The organism is Pedobacter sp., assembly GCF_035317785.1.
GTDB lineage: Bacteria > Bacteroidota > Bacteroidia > Sphingobacteriales > Sphingobacteriaceae > Pedobacter.
Genome location: NZ_DATHGC010000252.1, coordinates 1 through 19075, shown reverse-complemented (window position 1 = coordinate 19075; position 19075 = coordinate 1). Strand labels below are relative to the sequence as shown.

Here is a 19075-nt window from a genome sequence, read left to right as displayed (position 1 = left end):
TATTTTATCGTACCAAACAAAATATAATTAAAATAATTGCGTTTATGCTAAATTAACACTGAAATCATTGTAAAGTAGCCAAAAACCGCCTTTACATGTAATAAATCTTCATAAGATTCTCGCTACCTCGTTAATTTATGATATCCACAGAGCACATCAGAAAAACAACCGGGAACATCATCCATTTGAAAAACTCAAATATCAAAATCCCTGTCGAAGGAAATTGATCAATAGATATTTCCACCCCAGATAAAATCAAAGAAGTCACTGTTGGAAAGGTTTCTGCCCACAACGAAAGACCGATCGATATCTATGGCTAATGCCCTTTGTTCAAGAGTTTGCTTGTCTTGCTGCACCGGTGTTTCCTTTACCTCCAAAGCAGTGTCCCCGTTAAAGATGAAATCAATTTCCTGTCCTGTTTTCTTTTGATAGTATTGTATAGTCCCCTGACTTTTAAGTTGTGCCGCTATTACATTTTCAAAGATCTGTCCGCTTGATAGCTGTTCTCCCGCCAGTACATTCAATACTCCCGTATCTGCAAAATAAAGCTTTGTCTGTTGAGAGATCTCTTTGTCAATGTTTTTTGTAAAGGGTGTTGCCTGATAAATAAAATAAGTATATTCCAACAGCTGAATATATGACGCTATTTTTTGACGGTTTATTCCCGTAACGCTACTAATTTTTGTATAATCAACTTTATTCCCTGCACGAGCTGCCAGAACCTTTACCAGTTTATATAAGCCTTCGCTTATGGAATAATCGGAGAGTAATTTTACATCTAATTCTATATAAGAATTGATAATATCTTTTAATAATTCAATCTTATCACTGTGTTCTTCTTCAAGCACTACCTCGGGAAATCCCCCATAACGGATGTACTCCGTATATAAATCTTTAAATTTAGTATACCAAACTTTATTAAACGCACGCCATGCATATTTTTCATAATCAGATACTACAACTTCTTTAAAACGTAAAAATTCCTTAAAGCCAAGTGGATACATTTCAAATATTCTTTTTCTTCCCGCCAAACTTTCAGAAAACTGATTTTTCATGTAGTAAGCACTTGAACCAGTGACAATAAATTTCACATCATAAGTATCATACAGATACTTAATTACACTCGGAAGGTTTTCTACCAATTGTATTTCGTCAAGCGCAATCAAAACAGATTTGGAAAAATCCAGCCCCATTAATTCTAGCTCACTTTTTAAATCTTCGTAGTTAGGATTATTAAAGAGAACCCTGATCTCTATTCTCTCACAGTCCAGATACAGGTAATTGCGATGATCAATGTGCTGCAAAATGTATTTTACAGCAGTACTTTTGCCTACTCTGCGCATGCCTGTAATCACGGTGACCTGTTTTTTTTGACTATGTTTCAATAAATCAGCATAGATATCTCTTTCCTTCATGATTCAAATATAATCAATTAGTATTACTATTTGATAAAAATACAATCAAATAGTAATACAGAACATGCCTGAAGAATAGAGCACCAGCATGACCTGGTCATTGTATACTACCCCTGGATGATAATTCTGCTCCCAGCGAATCCTATAAACACAGTCTTATAATTGGCCGATAATACCGCGGAAATCGCCGTCTTTTTGATGGCCAGATTTTGAAAACCGATAGTCAGAAAGGGATGGAAACGTACCAGCCAGTCATTGGCATGACGATACAAATGGAAAAAATATTTATTAAGATTCAATGGTTACTCCTTCCCGTTCTCTACCTGTCTTACTTCTCCGCTTCTGTCTTTTTTGAAATCAAAATTGTTAAAGTCCCTTGTTTGTGGGAGGTCAACTGTAAAGCTATCAAGGTAGTCGATTTCTATGGAGATGACATCCGTCAGCAAATCAATGATATGGCCGCCGGCCTTGGTGTCCTCAGAAAGAAAATGAAAATGATAACCTGTTATGTTTGGCCCTTCCATATAACCTGGTAAACGGTAACCCACCAAATCACCTTTGACATCACCAAAGTTAAAAAATTGCTGAAGGGCCAGCATCCCGGCAAGTGGAATATAAGGCTTTTGCTTAACCTCCGGAAACGCCCGGGTCTTTATAGAATTAAATGATCCTTTGACACGTATCGCATAAATGCCATTTTGGTCAGGGAGCACACTATCCAGATAAGCATAAAGCTTTTCTTTATTCATTTGAACAGAAGTCTTAAACACCCTATCCACATGAAAAAAATTAACCACTGCAAATGGCGTACGTCCCGTATCCGGTATCTCGAATGTTTTACCACTCGATTGCGTCTGATAGATCTTGCCATGCAATATCAGCAGTTCACCATCCAGTTTATCGGGGGCGCCTAGTCCAAAATCCCCATGCAGCTTTAACTTATTGTATGGATAGTAAGCATCGTACAAACCGCCTATAAATGCACTGGCGTGGCCAGCCGTGAATAAGGTATTATTGGCTTTGGCCCGTTGCTGCGCAAGCGCTGGTGATCCACAGCTGCACAACATCACTAAAATGAAACTGCAAATTCTGTAATAGTTATCAGACAGGTTATTTGGCTTGAGTGCCATTGTACTCTACAATTAAGGAATGTATAAAATCGAAGGTAAACTTATCCTCGGTCTACCCCGTAAGCGACCGGAGCCCCAGACATGGAAGTATAACAAAGGAACTACTTTTATCTCCAGGCAAAATCATGGAACAAAATATACCGTGACCTGCCTTATAAGCTTCCTTAATATCTTCCGGATTAAATCTTTGTACTTTCTTTTCTCCAGCTGCCGTAAACTTCACTTTATCAACATTATGGCTCTTTACTTCGCCCATTACTTTCGCACCATTATTGGTGATAATGTAATCAGTTTGGGCGTAGGTATTAATGCCTGAGGTTAATAAAAAAAGAAGAATAAAAGCTAGTGAAAAGCGAAAGTTATAAATTTTCATTTGAACATTGTAATTAGAACAACTAAGTTATAAAAAAATGATTAAAGATACATTTCTGCAGATCAACTTTTGCGTTTGCTTTCATATTTGCTTTGCTTCATTGACAAGCTATAGCACGACAAGACCATCTCAAAATTGCTTATCAGGATAAATTCTGGATCGGCGGAAGTTTAAGGAATAACGATTCCTTTTCCGCGCTTGCTGGTTTTAACGTCGCTTCTTTAATCAATATCAGTTATTCTTATTATGAATCCAGCTCAGAAGGCTGGTGATGAGCCCAAACCTGGCACGCTGGTTCAGCGAAATCCACCCAGGATCCCGCCTCTGATAATTCGACATGCGACATAAACTTTCGGCCGAGCTTCCCGGGAGCAAGACATCAGATCTGAGCAGCATGACGGTACAAATGGAAAAAATATAAATAGTCTGTTGGCGCAGAGATTTTTCATTAGTAACTTTTTAAATTCATACTCCTAAAGGGCTTAAAATAAGAATTTGAATTATCTTAACAAATGAGTTATCTTCGACGAGAATCATTATGTGCTTTAATTATTAGTTCTTGAATGAATTTCTAGCCAACGCTCAAGCTTATGCTCAACACATTGGAAAGTAAATTAACCAATCCTTTTCCCGGATTAAGATCATTTGAAGAAACAGAAGCCGAACTTTTTTTTGGTCGGCAGAAACAGATAGGTCAATTGCTCCAAAAATTTCTTTCTGTTCGCTTTCTTATGGTTATTGGATCTGCCGGAAGCGGAAAATCTTCATTGGTTAAAGCCGGACTAATCCCCGCTTTACAAAACGACAGTACTCAAAATTGGCAGATTTGTATTTTTAAGCCTGAATGTGATCCTATTGCAAATATGGCTTATGCACTCGCAGAAAAAGGTGTGCTATACAGTTCTGATACAGCAGCAAGCAGCCAAATCTTAAATAAATTAAACGAAAGTGAATCTGCTCTCCTCGAAATTTATAACCAATCCCGGTTAGCTAAAAATGAAAAACTACTTTTAATAGTTGATGATTTTGAAAACCTGTTTCGTTTTTCGATTGGCAATGAAAAAAATAATGCGGCAGCTTTTATTCAGCTCCTATTAAAAACAACTGAAGCTAAGCACTCGCCCATCTCTGTTCTATTAACGATGAGATCGGATTTTCTTGGCAATTGCACCGAATTTAACGGACTCCCCGAAGCGATCAATAACGGTCAATACCTAGTATCGAAAATGAATGCCGCCGAGCAACAAGACGCTATTGTTAAAGCATTAAGCATACAAAATGTTAAATTTTCTGCTGATCTTACTACGCAATTATCCAATGATATTAAGGAGAATCAAGATCAGTTAACGCTCCTGGAGCATGCGATGATGCGTACCTGGGATTACTGGGAAAATAACAAAAACAGCAATCGAAATGAAATTGATTTCGAATCCTATGAACAAGCCGGAACACTCGACAATGCGCTATCACAGCATCTTGAAGAAGCATATTCGACCTTAAAAACCTCAAAAGATCAACAAATTTGCAAAGCAATGTTTTGCGCATTAGTTACCATGAGCGGCCCCTTCAAAGGCATGCGAAGGCCTAGAAAATTAGCAGAGCTTTGTGAATTGGCCAATGCAAGCGAGGCAGAAATTATTGCGGTGACCGATATATTCAGAAACGGGAAAAACAACTTTATCACGTCAATTTCTACTGTCCCTTTAACACCAGATTCTATATTGGATATTGCACACGAAAGTATCTTAAAACGCTGGGAACGGTTAATTACCTGGATTGAGGACGAAGAAACAGCTGCACAGACTTACCTCCGCCTATGCGATGCAGCTAATTTATACGAAGCAGGCAAAGGAGGTTTATTGCGCGATCCTGAACTCCAGGTGACTTGGAAATGGAAGGAGGAACAACAACCAACTGCAATTTGGGCTGGACGTTATAATGACTTATTCGACAAGGCGATTCTTTTTTTGGAATACAGCAAAACACAGTTCGAAAAAGAACTTGTTTTTAAAGAGAAAATGCAAAAACAGCGTCTTCTTCGTGCCAAAAGAATTTCCATAATTATTTCAGTTATCGCGCTAGGCGCTTTTCTACTTGCTATCTATTCTTTTGAACTTAAGAATTTAGCAAAAAGGCAAACAGTAATTGCAGAAAAAGAAAGTGTAGAAGCTAAGCGTCAAAGAAAATTAGCACAAGAACAGGAACGCCTGGCACAAAAAAGTAAGGAAAATGCTTTATTGAGTGCAAAATTGGCACTTGAACAAAAAAATATTGCTCAAATGGAGCAAGAAAAGGCAACTAAAAGTGAAAAAAACGCCTTGTTACAAAAAGTAATTGCCGAACAACAAAAGGCTTTTGCTGATAGACAAAAAACGATAGCAGAGCTTAATGCCACTATTGCGAAACAACAACAATCTATCGCAGAAACACAGACCGAACGTGCGGTTAGCAATGAAAAAATAGCGGTAGAGCAGAAACAGATCTCGGCACGGTTGAAGGATCTGGCAGAGGCCAGAAACCTTTCTTATCAGGCCATGCTGCTTTTAAACGATAAGAAATTTGATGAGAGCAAAAAGGAGGTGCTCAGCGCCTACACGCTAAATGCTACAAACAACGGACCGCTCCAGAACAACGACATTTATACTTCCCTGCAGTTTAACTGGGTCAATGAGATCCAGCACAAGAACCAGTTTGCCTACCATAAGTATCCGGTAAGAAGTGTAGCGCACGGACCAGCGGCCGACCAGCTGGTTTCTATAGATGAATCGGGCATGGTGTACCTCTCTAAAGTAGTGAATGGTATTCTTGAACCAGTAGCTTCATATGACGTCAAAGATGAGGCGCGTTCCATAAGTACCTCTCCGGACGGATTAAAAGCAGTTGTCGTAACCGCTACGGGGAATGCAATTTTGCTGGGCCTGAATGCAAACGGACCATCAGTAAAAGAATTAACCATAGTATCTTTTCCTGGGATAGGGAGACAGGTACTGTTTAAAAACAACTCAGAATTTGCTATTCTCAGCAGCAAAGGACTAGGAATATACCGTGCGAACACAGTTATTGAAACCCTGAAATTCTCTAACGGCATCTTTACAGCAATGAATTATGGAAGCAGCGGCAAACTCTATCTGGCAGCAGGTAATAAAATTTCTGTTTATAATGATGATGCTGACCTGACGGGAACCTCATCCACTACATTTACACTACCCTCAAAGATCACCAGTATTGTGGTTAGCCCTGCCGATGATTATCTGGCCGCAGGCACTTACGATGGGGGAATCTGGATAAAAGAGCTGAAAAGCAATAAACCTGCTTCAAGCTTTACGCCCCATGCCTCTTCAATCAATGATTTGAAATTTAGCATGGTAGGTGGCGGAGTGCTCCAGCTTGCATCAGCAAGTAGCGACCAGACCATTAAGCTGATAGATGTAAAAGCACTGATGGCATCAAGAAGCACGGAAGACATACTGACATTGAGGACGCATAACAAATGGGTATATTGTCTGTGGTACACACCAGATGGAAAGTTTCTGTACACCGGAAGCGAGGATAAGAAAATTGTCGGATGGCATAGTACCATGGCCGGTATGTACCGCTCGCTAACCACAGATAAAAATTAAAATGTCTATAAGAAAAATCTGCGCTCCCATTCTGCTGCTACTGCTCACTGCCATCTGCAACCCTGCTGTTTCCCAGGAATGCGGGATAACATCGGTCAATGATGCTGAAGGACAGTACAACATCGGCAAATTCTACGAAAGTATTGACCGGTTAAATTCCTGTATCGCTTCAAAGGGATTTAGCTACAGTGAAAAGGTACAGGCTTACCGCTTGTTATCCATGTCATATTTGGCACTTGATTCCATAGAAAAGGCTGATGAAAGTATTGAAAAACTACTTTTGTTAAAGGACAACTTCGATCCCGACTCACGTGATCCGGACCGTTTCAGGCTGCAGGTAATTTATTTAAGGCAGCTGATCAGGGCCAAACTTACTTCCTCCGTATCAAAAAAGGCAGAAACCATAGAGCTCGCTCCTGCCACTATTCAGATCATCACTTCTGAGGACATTCTGAACCGCGGATACACTGATCTGGAACAATTGTTCCATGACCTGCCGGGCTTTGATATTTCCAAAGGCTCAGGCCTTTCTTATTCCGATATGTACCAGCGTGGTTACCGCACGGCGGCAAATACAGACAGGACGTTATTACTGGTGGATGGTGTTGAGGACAATGAAATGTGGTCAAATTCGGCCTTTATTTCCAGGCAATATGCGCTCAGCAACATTAAAAGGGTGGAGATCATATACGGACCGGCATCCACCATTTACGGAGCCAACGCCTTTTTAGGTGTGATCAATATCATCACCAAGAACGAAGAAGATTATTTTCCTCAGAAAAAGGCCTGGAACAGTAACGAGAAGAAAAGCAGGATCGCATTTACCGGTAATGGCGGAGCAGGATCATTGAACACCAAATTTGGCGACGTTACGGTGTCCGGAAAAGGACGCGAGCTGTTTTTTGCCATTACAGGCAGGGTCTACTACTCAGATGATACAAATCTGTCGTCGTTTTCAGACTGGGACAATAAATGGACGGCAGATGAATTCGGGGCCAACAGATACCAGACCATATTTACCCAGGACTACACAGCTGCCAGAGCAGCGCTATATACCAGCCAGGACCCTACCGGAAAGTACTTTACCATAAACTCCGATAAGACAAAGATCCTCCCCACTGCCAGTGCTATCACAAGGGCAGATTCACTGGACCAGACAAATTATAAGAAAGGATATAATGGTATTGGCACTTCCTATTCAGATGGGGTTAAAGACTATTACCTGTCGGCCAAGCTCCGCATCGGCGACCTGAAGTTCGGCTTTGAATACCAAAAATGGTCGGAAGGCGTTTCGCCCATCTATGTGGATAAATACTATGCGGTCAGTTCAGATCTGATGAACTGGCAGGTAAGGCAGCAGTATTTCTACGCCCGCTATGATAAAAGTCTGTCAGAGCGTATTTCGTTTTCCAATTTCAGTTATTTCCGGACCAGTGATTTTGGAAAAGAGGCGGTGATCACCCGGTTTTACGGTTACGCCAATGCAGGGGTTTCTTTTGCCGATCTCATTGCCGGAAAGGAATCCTATTTTCTGCCAAACTACTATTCACAGCAGTCCAAACAGTTCCGCACAGAATCTAAGCTCAACTATGTGATCAATGAAAAAATGGATTTTAACTTTGGTGTAGAGCTGAGGAATGGCTTGTTGCAGGGCGATTATGTAAACTCTACTACAGAAGATCCGATCACTACAGGCTCCAGCGCCAATGGCATTAAGGGCGGCAATTACTACTCAGTAGTCGATTTTGGCGCTTATGGACAGCTGAGCTATCAGGACAGGGCCAGAAAACTGAACCTTAGTGCTGCGGCCAGAATGGACAATAACAAGATCAATAGCATTTACGGATATGGTACGGTGTTTAACCCCAGACTTTCGGCGGTGTATTATCCCGGTAAGTTCATTATTAAGTCGATTTATAGTGAGGCTTTTTTAGATGCGTCTGTGTACAATAAGTTTGCAACATCCTCTGCCAGGCTGGTCAACAATCCATTGCTGGAACCTGAGCGTGTAAAGAATATTGAAGTTTCTGCACGATATACTCCTTTTAAAGGGAGCTTCATAGAAATTGCCTGCTACAATTCCTCTTATAGCAACACCCTGGGGACGGTGAATATCGATACACTTGGAGTTAAAACCACACAGTTCAGGGCCATAGGTCAGTCGCAGATCCAGGGTATCCAGTTTTCCGGCGAAACATCTCTTTTAGACAGGTTTACCTTTTTTACCAATTTCACCGTTATCGATCCACAGCGGACTACAGCAGGTTCAAGTATCAGAATAGGAGATATCTCCTCCTTTTCTGCCAATGCAGGGATCAACGCCAAATTTATCAGCAATAAACTGAATGTAAATATGCGTGCAAATCTGGTGGGAGACAAACCTACGGGCATCAACACCTCCATTAGCGGAAATCCGTACAACGAAATTCCGGGACATACGCTCATTCATGGAACGATCGGCTATACTTTCAATAAAATGGTCACCTTGCAATGCATTACCCAGAATCTTTTTGATGTAGCTTATTATTCTCCCGGGGTAAGAGCAGCCAGCGGGGTGCAAAGCTCCAGGATACCACAGTCAGGAAGAACGGTCATTGCCCGTTTAATCGCCAATTTAAGCAACTGATATGTCACTGACCTCCAGGTTTTCCGGCATGGTAAAATTGAGGGCAGAAGAGCGCCGTTCCTTTCGCTTACTTTTTTTACTTTCACTGATAACGGGAGTTGCACTTTCCTTTTATTTTGTAGCGGTCAATACCTTTCTGATCCAGAATACAAGCGTTTCAAATCTGCCATATGCCTACATTATTTCCGGGATAGGGGGTGTTTTACTGATCAGGATCTATCAGGCCAGGCAGCGAAAAGCGGGAATTATCCGCAGTTATCTGGAGTTTCTATTTGCTTTTTCTGTAGTCAGTATAATCGTATTTATCGCCTATGTCAGGTTAGGTACTGATCCCTCATATGCCGTTTACCTTGCGTATTTTGGCTTCCTGTTCAACATGCCGTTTACCATCGTTTTTGCCCTTAGCTTCTCGGCTATCTGCGCGTGCCTGTACAATCTTTCCCAGAGCAAAAGGCTGTTGGCGCTGATCGGAACCGGGGAGATCGTGGCTTCTATTATTGGTTATCTTTTTGCCCCGGTGCTTAGTAAATTGCTCGGCAGTCCCGATTATTTGCTTCCTGCAGCAGCCTTGTGCATTTTGCCGGCATTCTTTCCGATCTACAAGCTGTTCGGTGAAAACCGGGCTAAGTTAAATCATCAACCGGCAATAAAGACCACACTTAAGAAGCTCAATCTCGCGTTCTTCCTATCAGAGCGCTTCTACCTGCTCATCGCCGGGGTTTCCGTTTTTTCAGTGGCGGCCATCTATTTTGTCGACTATACGTACCTGATCAGTGTGCGGTTCATGGCCAGCTACACCGGGATAGAGATCGCCGCTATCGTCGGCGTATTCTTTAGCTGTGTAAAAATTGGTGAACTGATCTTTTCTTTCCTTTCCGGGCATATACTTAGTGCTAAAGGTGCCAGGTTCTCTGTTTTACTATTGCCATTGCTGCTTGTGGGCTGTTTTATTTTTGCTTCCGTTGGCGGTGCAGCATTTCAAACCAATCCCGTCTTCATCCTATGCTTCATTTTCCTGGCCAAGTTTGTCGAAAGGGTAATCCGCAAGGCGATCTCCACACCAGCCATAAAAGTGCTATACCAGGTTACCGGTCCTGACCGGCTGCGGATTGAGGCCACTATAGAAGGATTGCTTAACCAAGTGGCCACCGTGCTTTCAGGAGGATTGCTGCTGGTCGTTTCAGCGTTGATCTCCCGTGATGACACCCAGTACTTTTTGACTGTCGTATCAGCGATCTGCTTTGTGATCTTCCTGCTCTGGAGTTTGGTGAGCTTAAAACTTTATGAAAATTATAAGAAAAAAATCTGGAGCTATTTAACAGAAATCAGGTCGTTTACAGCTTCAGAAAATGATGGGGCACCAATTGCAAAGCCATCTTACGTAAACACAGATACCGATCTCTTATCCAGCACTTTAGAAAGGGCTTTAAGGGCAAGAGCTGATGCCCCGGCAGCATTCCACTCTATTTCTGTGAATGATGATGCAGAACTTACCAGCAAACTGTCCAGTACCTATTACAGCAATCCAAATTTCTTTTATCGGCTAACTGTTATCCGTTTCTTTCAAACTGCCAAAAAGCCTTTACCTTTGACCTTATTCAAAGAGTTTTGGGAAATTTCAGATTTGACACTCAAATACGAACTCATCCACACTTTTAATACATTTGCAGAAAAGCCAACAGAAAGCGATTGTTTCTACTTTGAAGAGCTTTGTCAACAATTTAGTGATGAGCTAATTTACGCCATGTCAGCTCAGAACGACCTTCAGTTTATTGAAGATCCCGGATTACAATTTCACCTGAAAGAACATACACAACTTTTGATTAAGGTTTTGTTCGAGCTTTTAAGCGTTCTCTATGAGCCAAAAGCAATTAAGGTAATTTACGATATCATTGCTTCCGAAGACCAGGACGATATCGAAAGTAAACTATTCGCCATAGAACTACTAGACAACACTGTGGAGGAAGTACTAAAAGATAAGTTCACACCGATATTTGAACCAGCACCTTTTGACCAGAAAATAGGAAACCTTCAAAAGTTTGTATCCGTAGAACCAATGTCCGCACAGGGGGCTTTAAAAAATCTACTTTTGAAAGATTTCAAAATGGTTAACCATCATTTAAAAGAATGTTGTTTAAATTGTTATTACCAACTGAGTAAGGATCAGCAGCTATTGAATGCCTTTAAAGTCAGTAAGATCAAAAATCTACAGGCAATGGCCGAAAAACTTTCAAAAAAGGAATTTGAGCCAACCCTTTCTACCCAAGAAACATTGCTTAAGGAAATTGAAAACAGATTTCTTTTGAGTAAGGTTCAACTAACTTATCTGTTTAACGAAGGAATAGTTACCAATGAAGGCAGTAGCTATAAGGTGAACAGAAAATCAGCACATCCTTATTTTGTTCCAATCGACATAAATGGGAGTGCGTTGTTACTTGATGCGTATGCCCTTGCGCTTTTAGTAGAGCTAAACTATTCCGGAGCGTAACCGATCATTAAAAACCGATCTGCATTTTCTTCCTTTAGGTTAAACTTTTGAAAAACATCCATTTTAAGACTTTCTGTAGCTACAATCAGACGTGCCTGTTCGGTAACCGAATAGTTTGTATTTTGGGCAACGCTGCGTAGAATAAAAGGATGATGTGAATCCGCTGTAATGCCTTCAAACTTTTCTTTTTTAATTTGGTTGGCAATTTTTGCTCCATCAGCATTGTAATCTCCATTCATATCTGGCTGTACGTTAGCCACATATTTATTAAACCAATAATACACAATTGGAGTAGCGGTTGTCCACCAGAGCAAAAATTTTCTATTCTCCTTCAATTCCCTGCCCCTGCAATCATCCATAAATTTTTGATACAGCGCCTTGCCTAAACCCTGTCCCTTCAACTCATCTTTACAAGCACTTAAGCCTAAATAATAGGTATCTTCTTCGTTTACCTTTTCTTCATTGATCATAAAGAAAGCCAATAACTCTTTGTTATGGTTGGTAATGATATAAATATCTTTATTATGCTCAATCTCCCTCTCAATGAGGTCTATATTGTTGATATAACTTAAACTAGTTAGTATTAAGATCTTATCTACAAGAGCTTTATCAGATTTAAAATTTGTTCTTAAAGAAATTGGGGCGAGGGCGGTGAGCGAATTCATGATGCCAAAGATAAAGTTATTTAATTAAAATACAATAAGTGATAAAGCACTACAACTTACAGTCACATCTGTCCAAAATGTTTGAAAAGTTCACCAGTCTTTTATCGTATCAGGCACTCACCTTAGAAAAAACCACGGGGAATACCATCTTTATGAAACTCAAATATCAAAATCCCCATCGGAAGAAACTACAAAAAAACATGCAGTGTTTTCTTAATGACATCAGTCTGAATAAATAAAACTTTGCCCCTCATATTGTATATTTGGTTAGAGGCACCAGATATGAACGTAGAACCTTTTATCAATTTAAGGAAATCCATTTGCTTTAGTATTTTGTTCCTGATCTCCATTTATTGTAGCGGACAGGAAACAATTGATTATAAAGTTCACGCCAACATCATCTACCGGTTCACCAAATACATTGAATGGCCTGAAACTGATGAAAACAATAATTTTGTGATCGGGGTACTCGGCGATTCTCCTTTAAATGACGAGCTGAAAGACCTGACGGGCAACAAACAGGTTGGGAACAGAAAAATAGTCGTTAGAAAATTCAATACAGTTGGTTCATTTGCCGGCTGCAGTATACTTTTCATTAGTGAAGAAGAAAGCACCGAACTCAAACGGATAACTGAAATGACCCGTGACAAACCCGTATTACTGATCACAGAAAATACGGGGCTGGCAAAAAAAGGATCCTGTATCAACATTGTAATTGTAAACGAACGCCTCAAACTCGAGATCAACAAAAACAACATCATTTCAAGAAATATGAACATTGCGTCAGAACTGTTGAAACTGGCAACGATTGTAGACTAACCCCCATAAAAATATACAATGAAAAAAATTATACCCATTTTATTTTTAGTGATGGTTTCTTATTGTGGCTTTGCACAGAACGATACGACCAAACTGGATACACTGAGCCTGAAAGAATTGCTCAATGTAAAAGTAACGACCGTAAGCAAGTCATCGCAAAGCTCTGAAAATGCTCCTGCAACAGTTCATGTCGTTAGTCAGGAACAGATCAGAACGCGTGGTTATCAGTCTTTACTTAACCTGATTACAGACCTGCCCGACATGAAAATAGATGACAAGATCTACTCCGATTCCAGGAACAGCATTACGGTTAGGGGCATCCAGGGCCAGCAGAACTTTGTAATTTTATTGAATGGTGTAAAAATATCTTCACCGACAAATGAAGCCATGCCGATCATGGAAAACTATCCGGTAAGTCTTGCAGAGCAGGTGGAGGTAGTGTACGGCCCCGCCTCAGCGCTTTACGGGGCAGACGCCGTTTCCGCGGTGATCAATATCATTACCAGGAAACTCCCCGCAAATAAGGACATCATAGCTGAAGCAAGCATTGCGGCGGGAAATTATGGTTACACCAACAATACCCTGTTTCTGGCTAAAAAATTGACCACCAATGCCAACATCGTCATTTCAGGGCAATACCATTATGACAGTCAGCCGGACTATACTAAGATCTATCGTGATGACCCGCAGCTCAGCAGCGAACCCTATCGGAGCGGCACCTTCAATACCATATATGGCCCGGTAAAACCTGCAACCCCATTTAAGCCTTCCTACCAGGCGCCAACCCTGGCCTATAACATCTATGCAGCGTTAAATGTGAATAATTTTTCTTTTTCCATATTTAGCAACCATGCCCGTATGCCGAGCGGCTACGGCAACAATACCAGCAATACCATTTACAATAAAGACCTCTATATGGGGCAGTCGATCACCACGGCCAACGCTTCTTTTAGAAGGAAAATTAACAAGTTCTTGTCTTCAACCACACTGACTGCAAGCGGCTATTCGCTTGATCCGAAATCCAGCTACCGGAATTTGTACACTGCGCTCGAACCCGTTTACAAATATTCCACCTCTACCAGTATCAAAGCAGAAGAACAGCTCGATTTTAAAGCAAGTTCAAAATTAAACTTAACGGGAGGCGTCAGTTACGAAAATTTTAACGCCATTCCACAAAGCGCTGACCTTTCGGCACCGGTAAATACCAGTCGGAACATTCAGGGAAGCATTGCGGGTACCTCCAGCTTTTATCACCCGGACGGACTGCCTGCCCAATTCTACTATATTAAGTATTACAATGTCAGCACCTATTTGCAGGCACAATATAAACCCGTAAAAACACTGACTTTTACATTAGGCGGCCGGTATGATTACAATTCACGTTATGGCGGCAACGTCAACCCACGATTGGGCGCAGTATTTAACCTTACTCCAAAAACGACAATAAAAGCACTCTACGGCAGTGCTTACCTGGCACCATCACCTTCCACCGCTTACGTACAATACGGCACTTTTGAAACCGCTGACTCCGGGAAAACTTACCATTCTTCATTTCTACACCTGCCCAACCCAGAAATCAAACCCATCCGGTCACATAATTTCGAGGTCAGCATCCGCCAATACATCACAAACGATTTTACAGTAACCGCCGACGCCTACTATGCGGTACTAAACGGATTACTCCGCTTTGCCGATGACAATTTAACCACCAGGTTATATGACAATCAGTACAACGGCATACCGGTAGACTATATAGAGGTATTCACCAACCAGGGCAGACAGAAAAATTATGGGGGCAGCCTGCAGTTTAACTTAAAACATGCCATCGGGAGCCTGTTTTTCAATTCTTACGCCTCTTTCAGTTATGTAGATGGAAAATCAGATCACGCTGAACTGCCATTCATTTCGCCTGCAATCTTTCATATTGGTACTGACCTCCGTGCAGGCAATCTGACCTTCTCGCCCAGGCTGCTCCTCATGGGCAGGCAAAACCTGCCGGGGACAAAAGATACCGTGGGAACCACCATCAGGCGGCAAACAATTGCAGGCTACGCTTTGTTGAACCTATCAACCCGCTATCAGTTCAGTAGAAAATTCTCATTTTTTGTGAATGTAAGCAATGCATTGAATCAGCATTACCGTAGTGTAGGTTACAACATGGATCTGAATAAGAAAGAGACAGAACTATTTTATGGCCAGCCGCAAGATCCGTTCCGTATCATGGGCGGTCTTAATTTCAGATTCTAATAAAACACAGCTAAATGAGGTTAAGTATCCGCAACAGAATATATTTCAGCTTCCTGATCCTGGTCAGCCTGTTTGTGATCAACGGCTTGCTCAGCATTTATACCCTGAATAAAAGTAAGAAGTTATCAGATTATATCTCTTCAGTCATTGATCCTTCACAGCAGGCATTAGGTGATTTTAAAAGCTTACTGATCGAATCTAAAATGTACTCCACGAACTGGGTATTTCTACGGTCCAGTGCCGAAGATAAACTGGCGCTTGAGCAGCTGCACCGTGTTAAATATCCCCGGTTAAGGGTTAAACTACTGGCATTGACGGTCAGACTAAATGATAAAAGGATCACCGACAACCTTAAAAATATCTTTAAAGGGTTTGACCATATATTGGCGGGACAGCAGCGCATTATGGCGGCGTTGAAAGCATTCAAAGATTACGATGACCCGGTCACCAAGCTGGGCGCTGAACAGATTATCGAAGATGAAATTATTCCCCATACGGCCGAGCTGATGGCTCAGCTGGAAAAAGTAGCGGCAATGGAACGCGTGATCAAGGACCGGGAGTACAAGAACCTGGAAACCTACGCTCAGCGGCTGAGAGTGCTCATTATCGCGCTCGCGGTTGTCATATTTTTAGCGGGAATTTTTCTTTCCCTCTACCTGACCAGGATCATCGTCTTTCCCATCAAGCAGATCATAAAAATGGTAAAAGACCTGGGCAAGGGTAAACTGCGCCTGATAAATTTGCCTAAGAAGAGCGCTGAGATCGACAGCATGGTCCGGGCTGTAAACGAGCTTTCCAGGAAATTGAGAGAAGCCGCTGTTTTTGCCAATGAAACAGGAAAACGAAATTTTGCCGTCGAATTCACTCCTTTGGGCGATCACGATTTGCTTGGCAAAGCGTTGCTAACGATGCGTGACAACTTAAAGGTCAGCGAAAATGAGCTGATCCAGTCTACCGAAAGCCTGGTGCAGCGCAACAAAGAGCTTGAGCAATTTACCTATATCATCTCTCACAATTTACGGGCCCCTCTGGCCAATATGATCGGCTTATGCCAATTGCTTGGTATGGGACCGCACAGCGAGCAGGAAGCCGATAAAATGATTGCCGATCTGGTCACCTGTGTAGAGAGACTGGATGAAGTAATCAGGGACATCAATCACATCCTGCAGGCAAAGCAACAGGTACATGAACAGATGGAAGACATTGTCTTTAGTCAGATCCTGGAGGACATTAAGGTGGTCTTCAAAGATTACCTGGAGGAAAATCTGGCCGAATTAAACTGCGACTTTAGTGCTGTAGACCATATCCATAGTCTGAAAAGCTATGTGTACAGCATTTTCTATAACCTGATCTCCAATAGCATAAAGTACAAGCGGGCTGATGTAAAACTGGTGCTCAGTATCAAAAGCCATTGTGCCGGCGATAATGTTATCCTCACATTCCGGGATAATGGAAAGGGAATTGATCTGCAGCAAAACGGCGATAAACTGTTTGGCTTATACAAACGCTTTGACACCTCTGTTGAGGGTAAAGGATTAGGCCTGTATATGGTCAAAACCCAAATAGAAACACTGGGCGGCCAAATTGATGTTCAAAGTAAAATCAATTCCGGAACCACCTTCATGATCACCCTGCCCAGTTAAACCCGGCCAAACTCATCATCAATTATCTTCACCATCCTGGCCAGTGCCGCCCTTACATTCATTGCTGTACTCTGCACGACCTGTTTGTATTTTACACCCAAACTCCCAGGAGAAATACCTGCAGCACTTACACCGGGTGTGATGAACACTTTGGCCACAAAGGCAAGCAGTTCCGTACGCACGCCGCCGTCAATGACCTTTGCCTGCACCAATAGCTTAATAAAAAAAGCCAGCGCGTCAACAGAAAGCAAAAACCGGATCTTATACCCGGCAATATCGCCGGCATGATTTGCAGAACCATTTCCCCCCAGAGGCTGTGCCGGCTGCAGTACCGGTTCAGGCCGATGCTGTTGCTGAAGACAACTGAGTTCCGCATTGATAAAATCGGTCATGATTTCTTTATTCCTCCGCCGGTTCAGGTCGTATCGCTCCCTCGATTTGCGATAAGGTCGGTTTTTGAATTCTGCCTGGTAGAAATAAAGCCGGTTAAACTGCTCCTTTACCTCATAGATTTCATTCATTTCTTCCCGGATCTTTTTCTGCGAATATTTCATGTAGGCCTCCGTATTGTAATTGGCCTCGAACAAATGATGGCTCAAATTGCCGTTGATCAATGATTTATTGTCTTTCCCGGTAATCTGTACCAAGGCTTCAAGCAAGTCTTTGATATAGTTCATTTTATAATAAGTGCATTGTCTGGCTTTTTTAAAGCTTTCAAAACACTCCATAATGATCTCCTGAAGGACCTTTTCCACTCCAGCTGTCCGCATCCTGGAAATCAGCAAACTGACCTGTGCTTCTAAACCAGACTGTTCTCTTTTAAAATGTAGTCTTGGCATCAATGTTTTTTCCTCGAGGTATTTGCCTCCGTGTGTATTTACTCGTTCAAGGATCAGGTCCAGGCATTTGATCACTTCCTTTTTCAGTTTTTCAAGCCCGGCACCCAGGTTTTCATACTTGTCGATCGCATTGAGCAAATAGATACATTCCGACTGGATCTGGCGAACCTGTCTGCCAACCATCCCCCTGTCAAATATACTTCCGATAAAAAAGTCCATGCACTTAAACATTTCTGCTGCCACATCTGGTAATGTTTCTATCCAAACGCGAATTTCCTGCTGGGTCATTTGATTCTTTTCGGCATCCATTTCATGAAGGATGAGTTTCCGCAAAGTAAGCGTGGTATGTGTTCTCATAACGGATCTATTTTTCCTATGTAAATACTGTCGGCGATTTGCTTCCTGTCCAGAGACGTGACACTGATGTATGCATGCAATGCCTCTCCGGTTAGCTTGGGACTGATCTTAAAGCTATACTGCTGGGTTGCACGGCTAACTGCTCCTATGAAACCATCCGTCATGTCATGTGCTTCGGAGTAGAGCACCAGCATCACCTGGTCGTTGTAAACCACTCCGGGGCGATAATTCTGCTCCCAGGTCAGTTCAATGGTATCGGACGAGGAAAACACGGCTTGCGGATTTCCCAAAGGGGTAAGCGGTCCGGAACTGATGATCAGTTTATCATAGATAATTTCTATATCAGGATAAATTCCTATAAACACCGTCCTGTAATTGGCAGAAAAGCCTGCGGAAATCGCCGTCTTTTTAATGGCCAGGTTTTGAAAGCCTACAGTCAGGTAAGGATGGAAAGGAACCAGCCAGTTGTTTGCAAATTTGAACTTAGCCTCATTGGCCATCTGCGCCGGACTGCGCGGTTTTTTCTTACTACTTTTTCTGGATACCGCTTTCAGGTAGGGAATGCCCATCCAGGAGGATCCTATCACTGGTCCGATTTTCCCTGAAACCGGCCCGAAAATGCCACTGTTTATCTTTGCCATTTTTATAATTGTTTAGGTTATTTTTAATTTTTATTCCTGGTTGTTTGGAGTGCCCTGAGACTTAGACAGGTTGACTCGTCCTATACAGACTTAACATCTCCACGAAGAAGTATTTATTAATGATTAACTTTAAGAGATGTCAGTAGAAATTACAGATGCCAAATTTGGTAGACTTTATCAAGAGTCTTATAAGAAGGCGATAGTTTTAGAGA

Annotated in this window: 13 protein-coding genes; 7 read left to right on the top strand and 6 right to left on the bottom strand. The window is 41.9% G+C overall.

All coding sequences use genetic code 11. From position 1 onward, the window contains the following. Positions 1-227: 227 nt before the first annotated feature. The 3 genes from VK541_RS15625 to VK541_RS15615 all read right to left on the bottom strand — a co-directional run bounded on the left by VK541_RS15625 (position 228) and on the right by VK541_RS15615 (position 2918). The gene (locus VK541_RS15625; RefSeq protein WP_324371237.1) at positions 228-1415 is read right to left on the bottom strand and encodes an ATP-binding protein; all 1188 of its coding nucleotides are present in this window, start codon (positions 1413-1415) and stop codon (positions 228-230) included. Between the two features lie 302 nt (positions 1416-1717). Then, positions 1718-2545, bottom strand: coding sequence for an acetolactate decarboxylase (gene budA / locus VK541_RS15620; protein WP_324371236.1), 828 nt, complete (start codon positions 2543-2545; stop codon positions 1718-1720). 52 nt (positions 2546-2597) lie between these two features. Further along, positions 2598-2918, bottom strand: coding sequence for a hypothetical protein (locus VK541_RS15615; protein WP_324371235.1), 321 nt, complete (start codon positions 2916-2918; stop codon positions 2598-2600). A gap of 110 nt (positions 2919-3028) precedes the next feature. Between VK541_RS15615 and VK541_RS15610 the strand changes: the two genes are divergently transcribed. The 4 genes from VK541_RS15610 (at position 3029) to VK541_RS15595 (ending at position 11652) form a co-directional block, all read left to right on the top strand. Next, positions 3029-3190, top strand: coding sequence for a type IX secretion system membrane protein PorP/SprF (locus VK541_RS15610; protein ID WP_324371244.1), 162 nt, complete (start codon positions 3029-3031; stop codon positions 3188-3190). 318 nt (positions 3191-3508) lie between these two features. Continuing rightward, entirely contained in the window at positions 3509-6538 is a 3030-nt protein-coding gene (locus VK541_RS15605) for an NACHT and WD repeat domain-containing protein (RefSeq protein WP_324371234.1), read from the top strand. 1 nt (position 6539) lies between these two features. Next, positions 6540-9164 (top strand): TonB-dependent receptor plug domain-containing protein, encoded by a 2625-nt coding sequence (locus VK541_RS15600; protein ID WP_324371233.1) that lies wholly within the window; start codon positions 6540-6542, stop codon positions 9162-9164. Position 9165: 1 nt separating this feature from the next. Next, positions 9166-11652, top strand: coding sequence for a hypothetical protein (locus VK541_RS15595; protein ID WP_324371232.1), 2487 nt, complete (start codon positions 9166-9168; stop codon positions 11650-11652). Here the strand turns inward: VK541_RS15595 and VK541_RS15590 are convergent. After that, a complete protein-coding gene (locus tag VK541_RS15590; RefSeq protein ID WP_324371231.1) occupies positions 11637-12317 on the bottom strand; it encodes a GNAT family N-acetyltransferase in 681 nt (226 codons plus the stop codon). The genes VK541_RS15595 and VK541_RS15590 overlap by 16 nt on opposite strands. Before the next feature lie 282 nt (positions 12318-12599). On the opposite strand from VK541_RS15590, the gene VK541_RS15585 reads away from it, so the two are divergent. The 3 genes from VK541_RS15585 to VK541_RS15575 are packed head-to-tail and all read left to right on the top strand — an operon-like array spanning position 12600 to position 17026. Beyond that, complete coding sequence (locus tag VK541_RS15585; RefSeq protein ID WP_324371230.1) at positions 12600-13136, top strand: YfiR family protein; 537 nt, start codon at positions 12600-12602, stop codon at positions 13134-13136. Positions 13137-13154: 18 nt separating this feature from the next. Then, entirely contained in the window at positions 13155-15383 is a 2229-nt protein-coding gene (locus VK541_RS15580) for a TonB-dependent receptor plug domain-containing protein (protein ID WP_324371229.1), read from the top strand. 14 nt (positions 15384-15397) lie between these two features. Then, complete coding sequence (locus VK541_RS15575) at positions 15398-17026, top strand: sensor histidine kinase (RefSeq protein WP_324371228.1); 1629 nt, start codon at positions 15398-15400, stop codon at positions 17024-17026. Here the strand turns inward: VK541_RS15575 and VK541_RS15570 are convergent. Both VK541_RS15570 and VK541_RS15565 read right to left on the bottom strand, forming a co-directional pair. Then, complete coding sequence (locus VK541_RS15570) at positions 17023-18222, bottom strand: hypothetical protein (RefSeq protein WP_324371227.1); 1200 nt, start codon at positions 18220-18222, stop codon at positions 17023-17025. The genes VK541_RS15575 and VK541_RS15570 overlap by 4 nt on opposite strands. Continuing rightward, positions 18219-18863 carry a DUF6266 family protein gene (locus VK541_RS15565; RefSeq protein ID WP_324371226.1) on the bottom strand — a complete coding sequence of 215 codons (645 nt, stop codon included), beginning with the start codon at positions 18861-18863 and terminating at the stop codon, positions 18219-18221. The genes VK541_RS15570 and VK541_RS15565 overlap by 4 nt, the downstream gene beginning before the upstream one ends. Between the last annotated feature and the right edge of the window lie 212 nt (positions 18864-19075).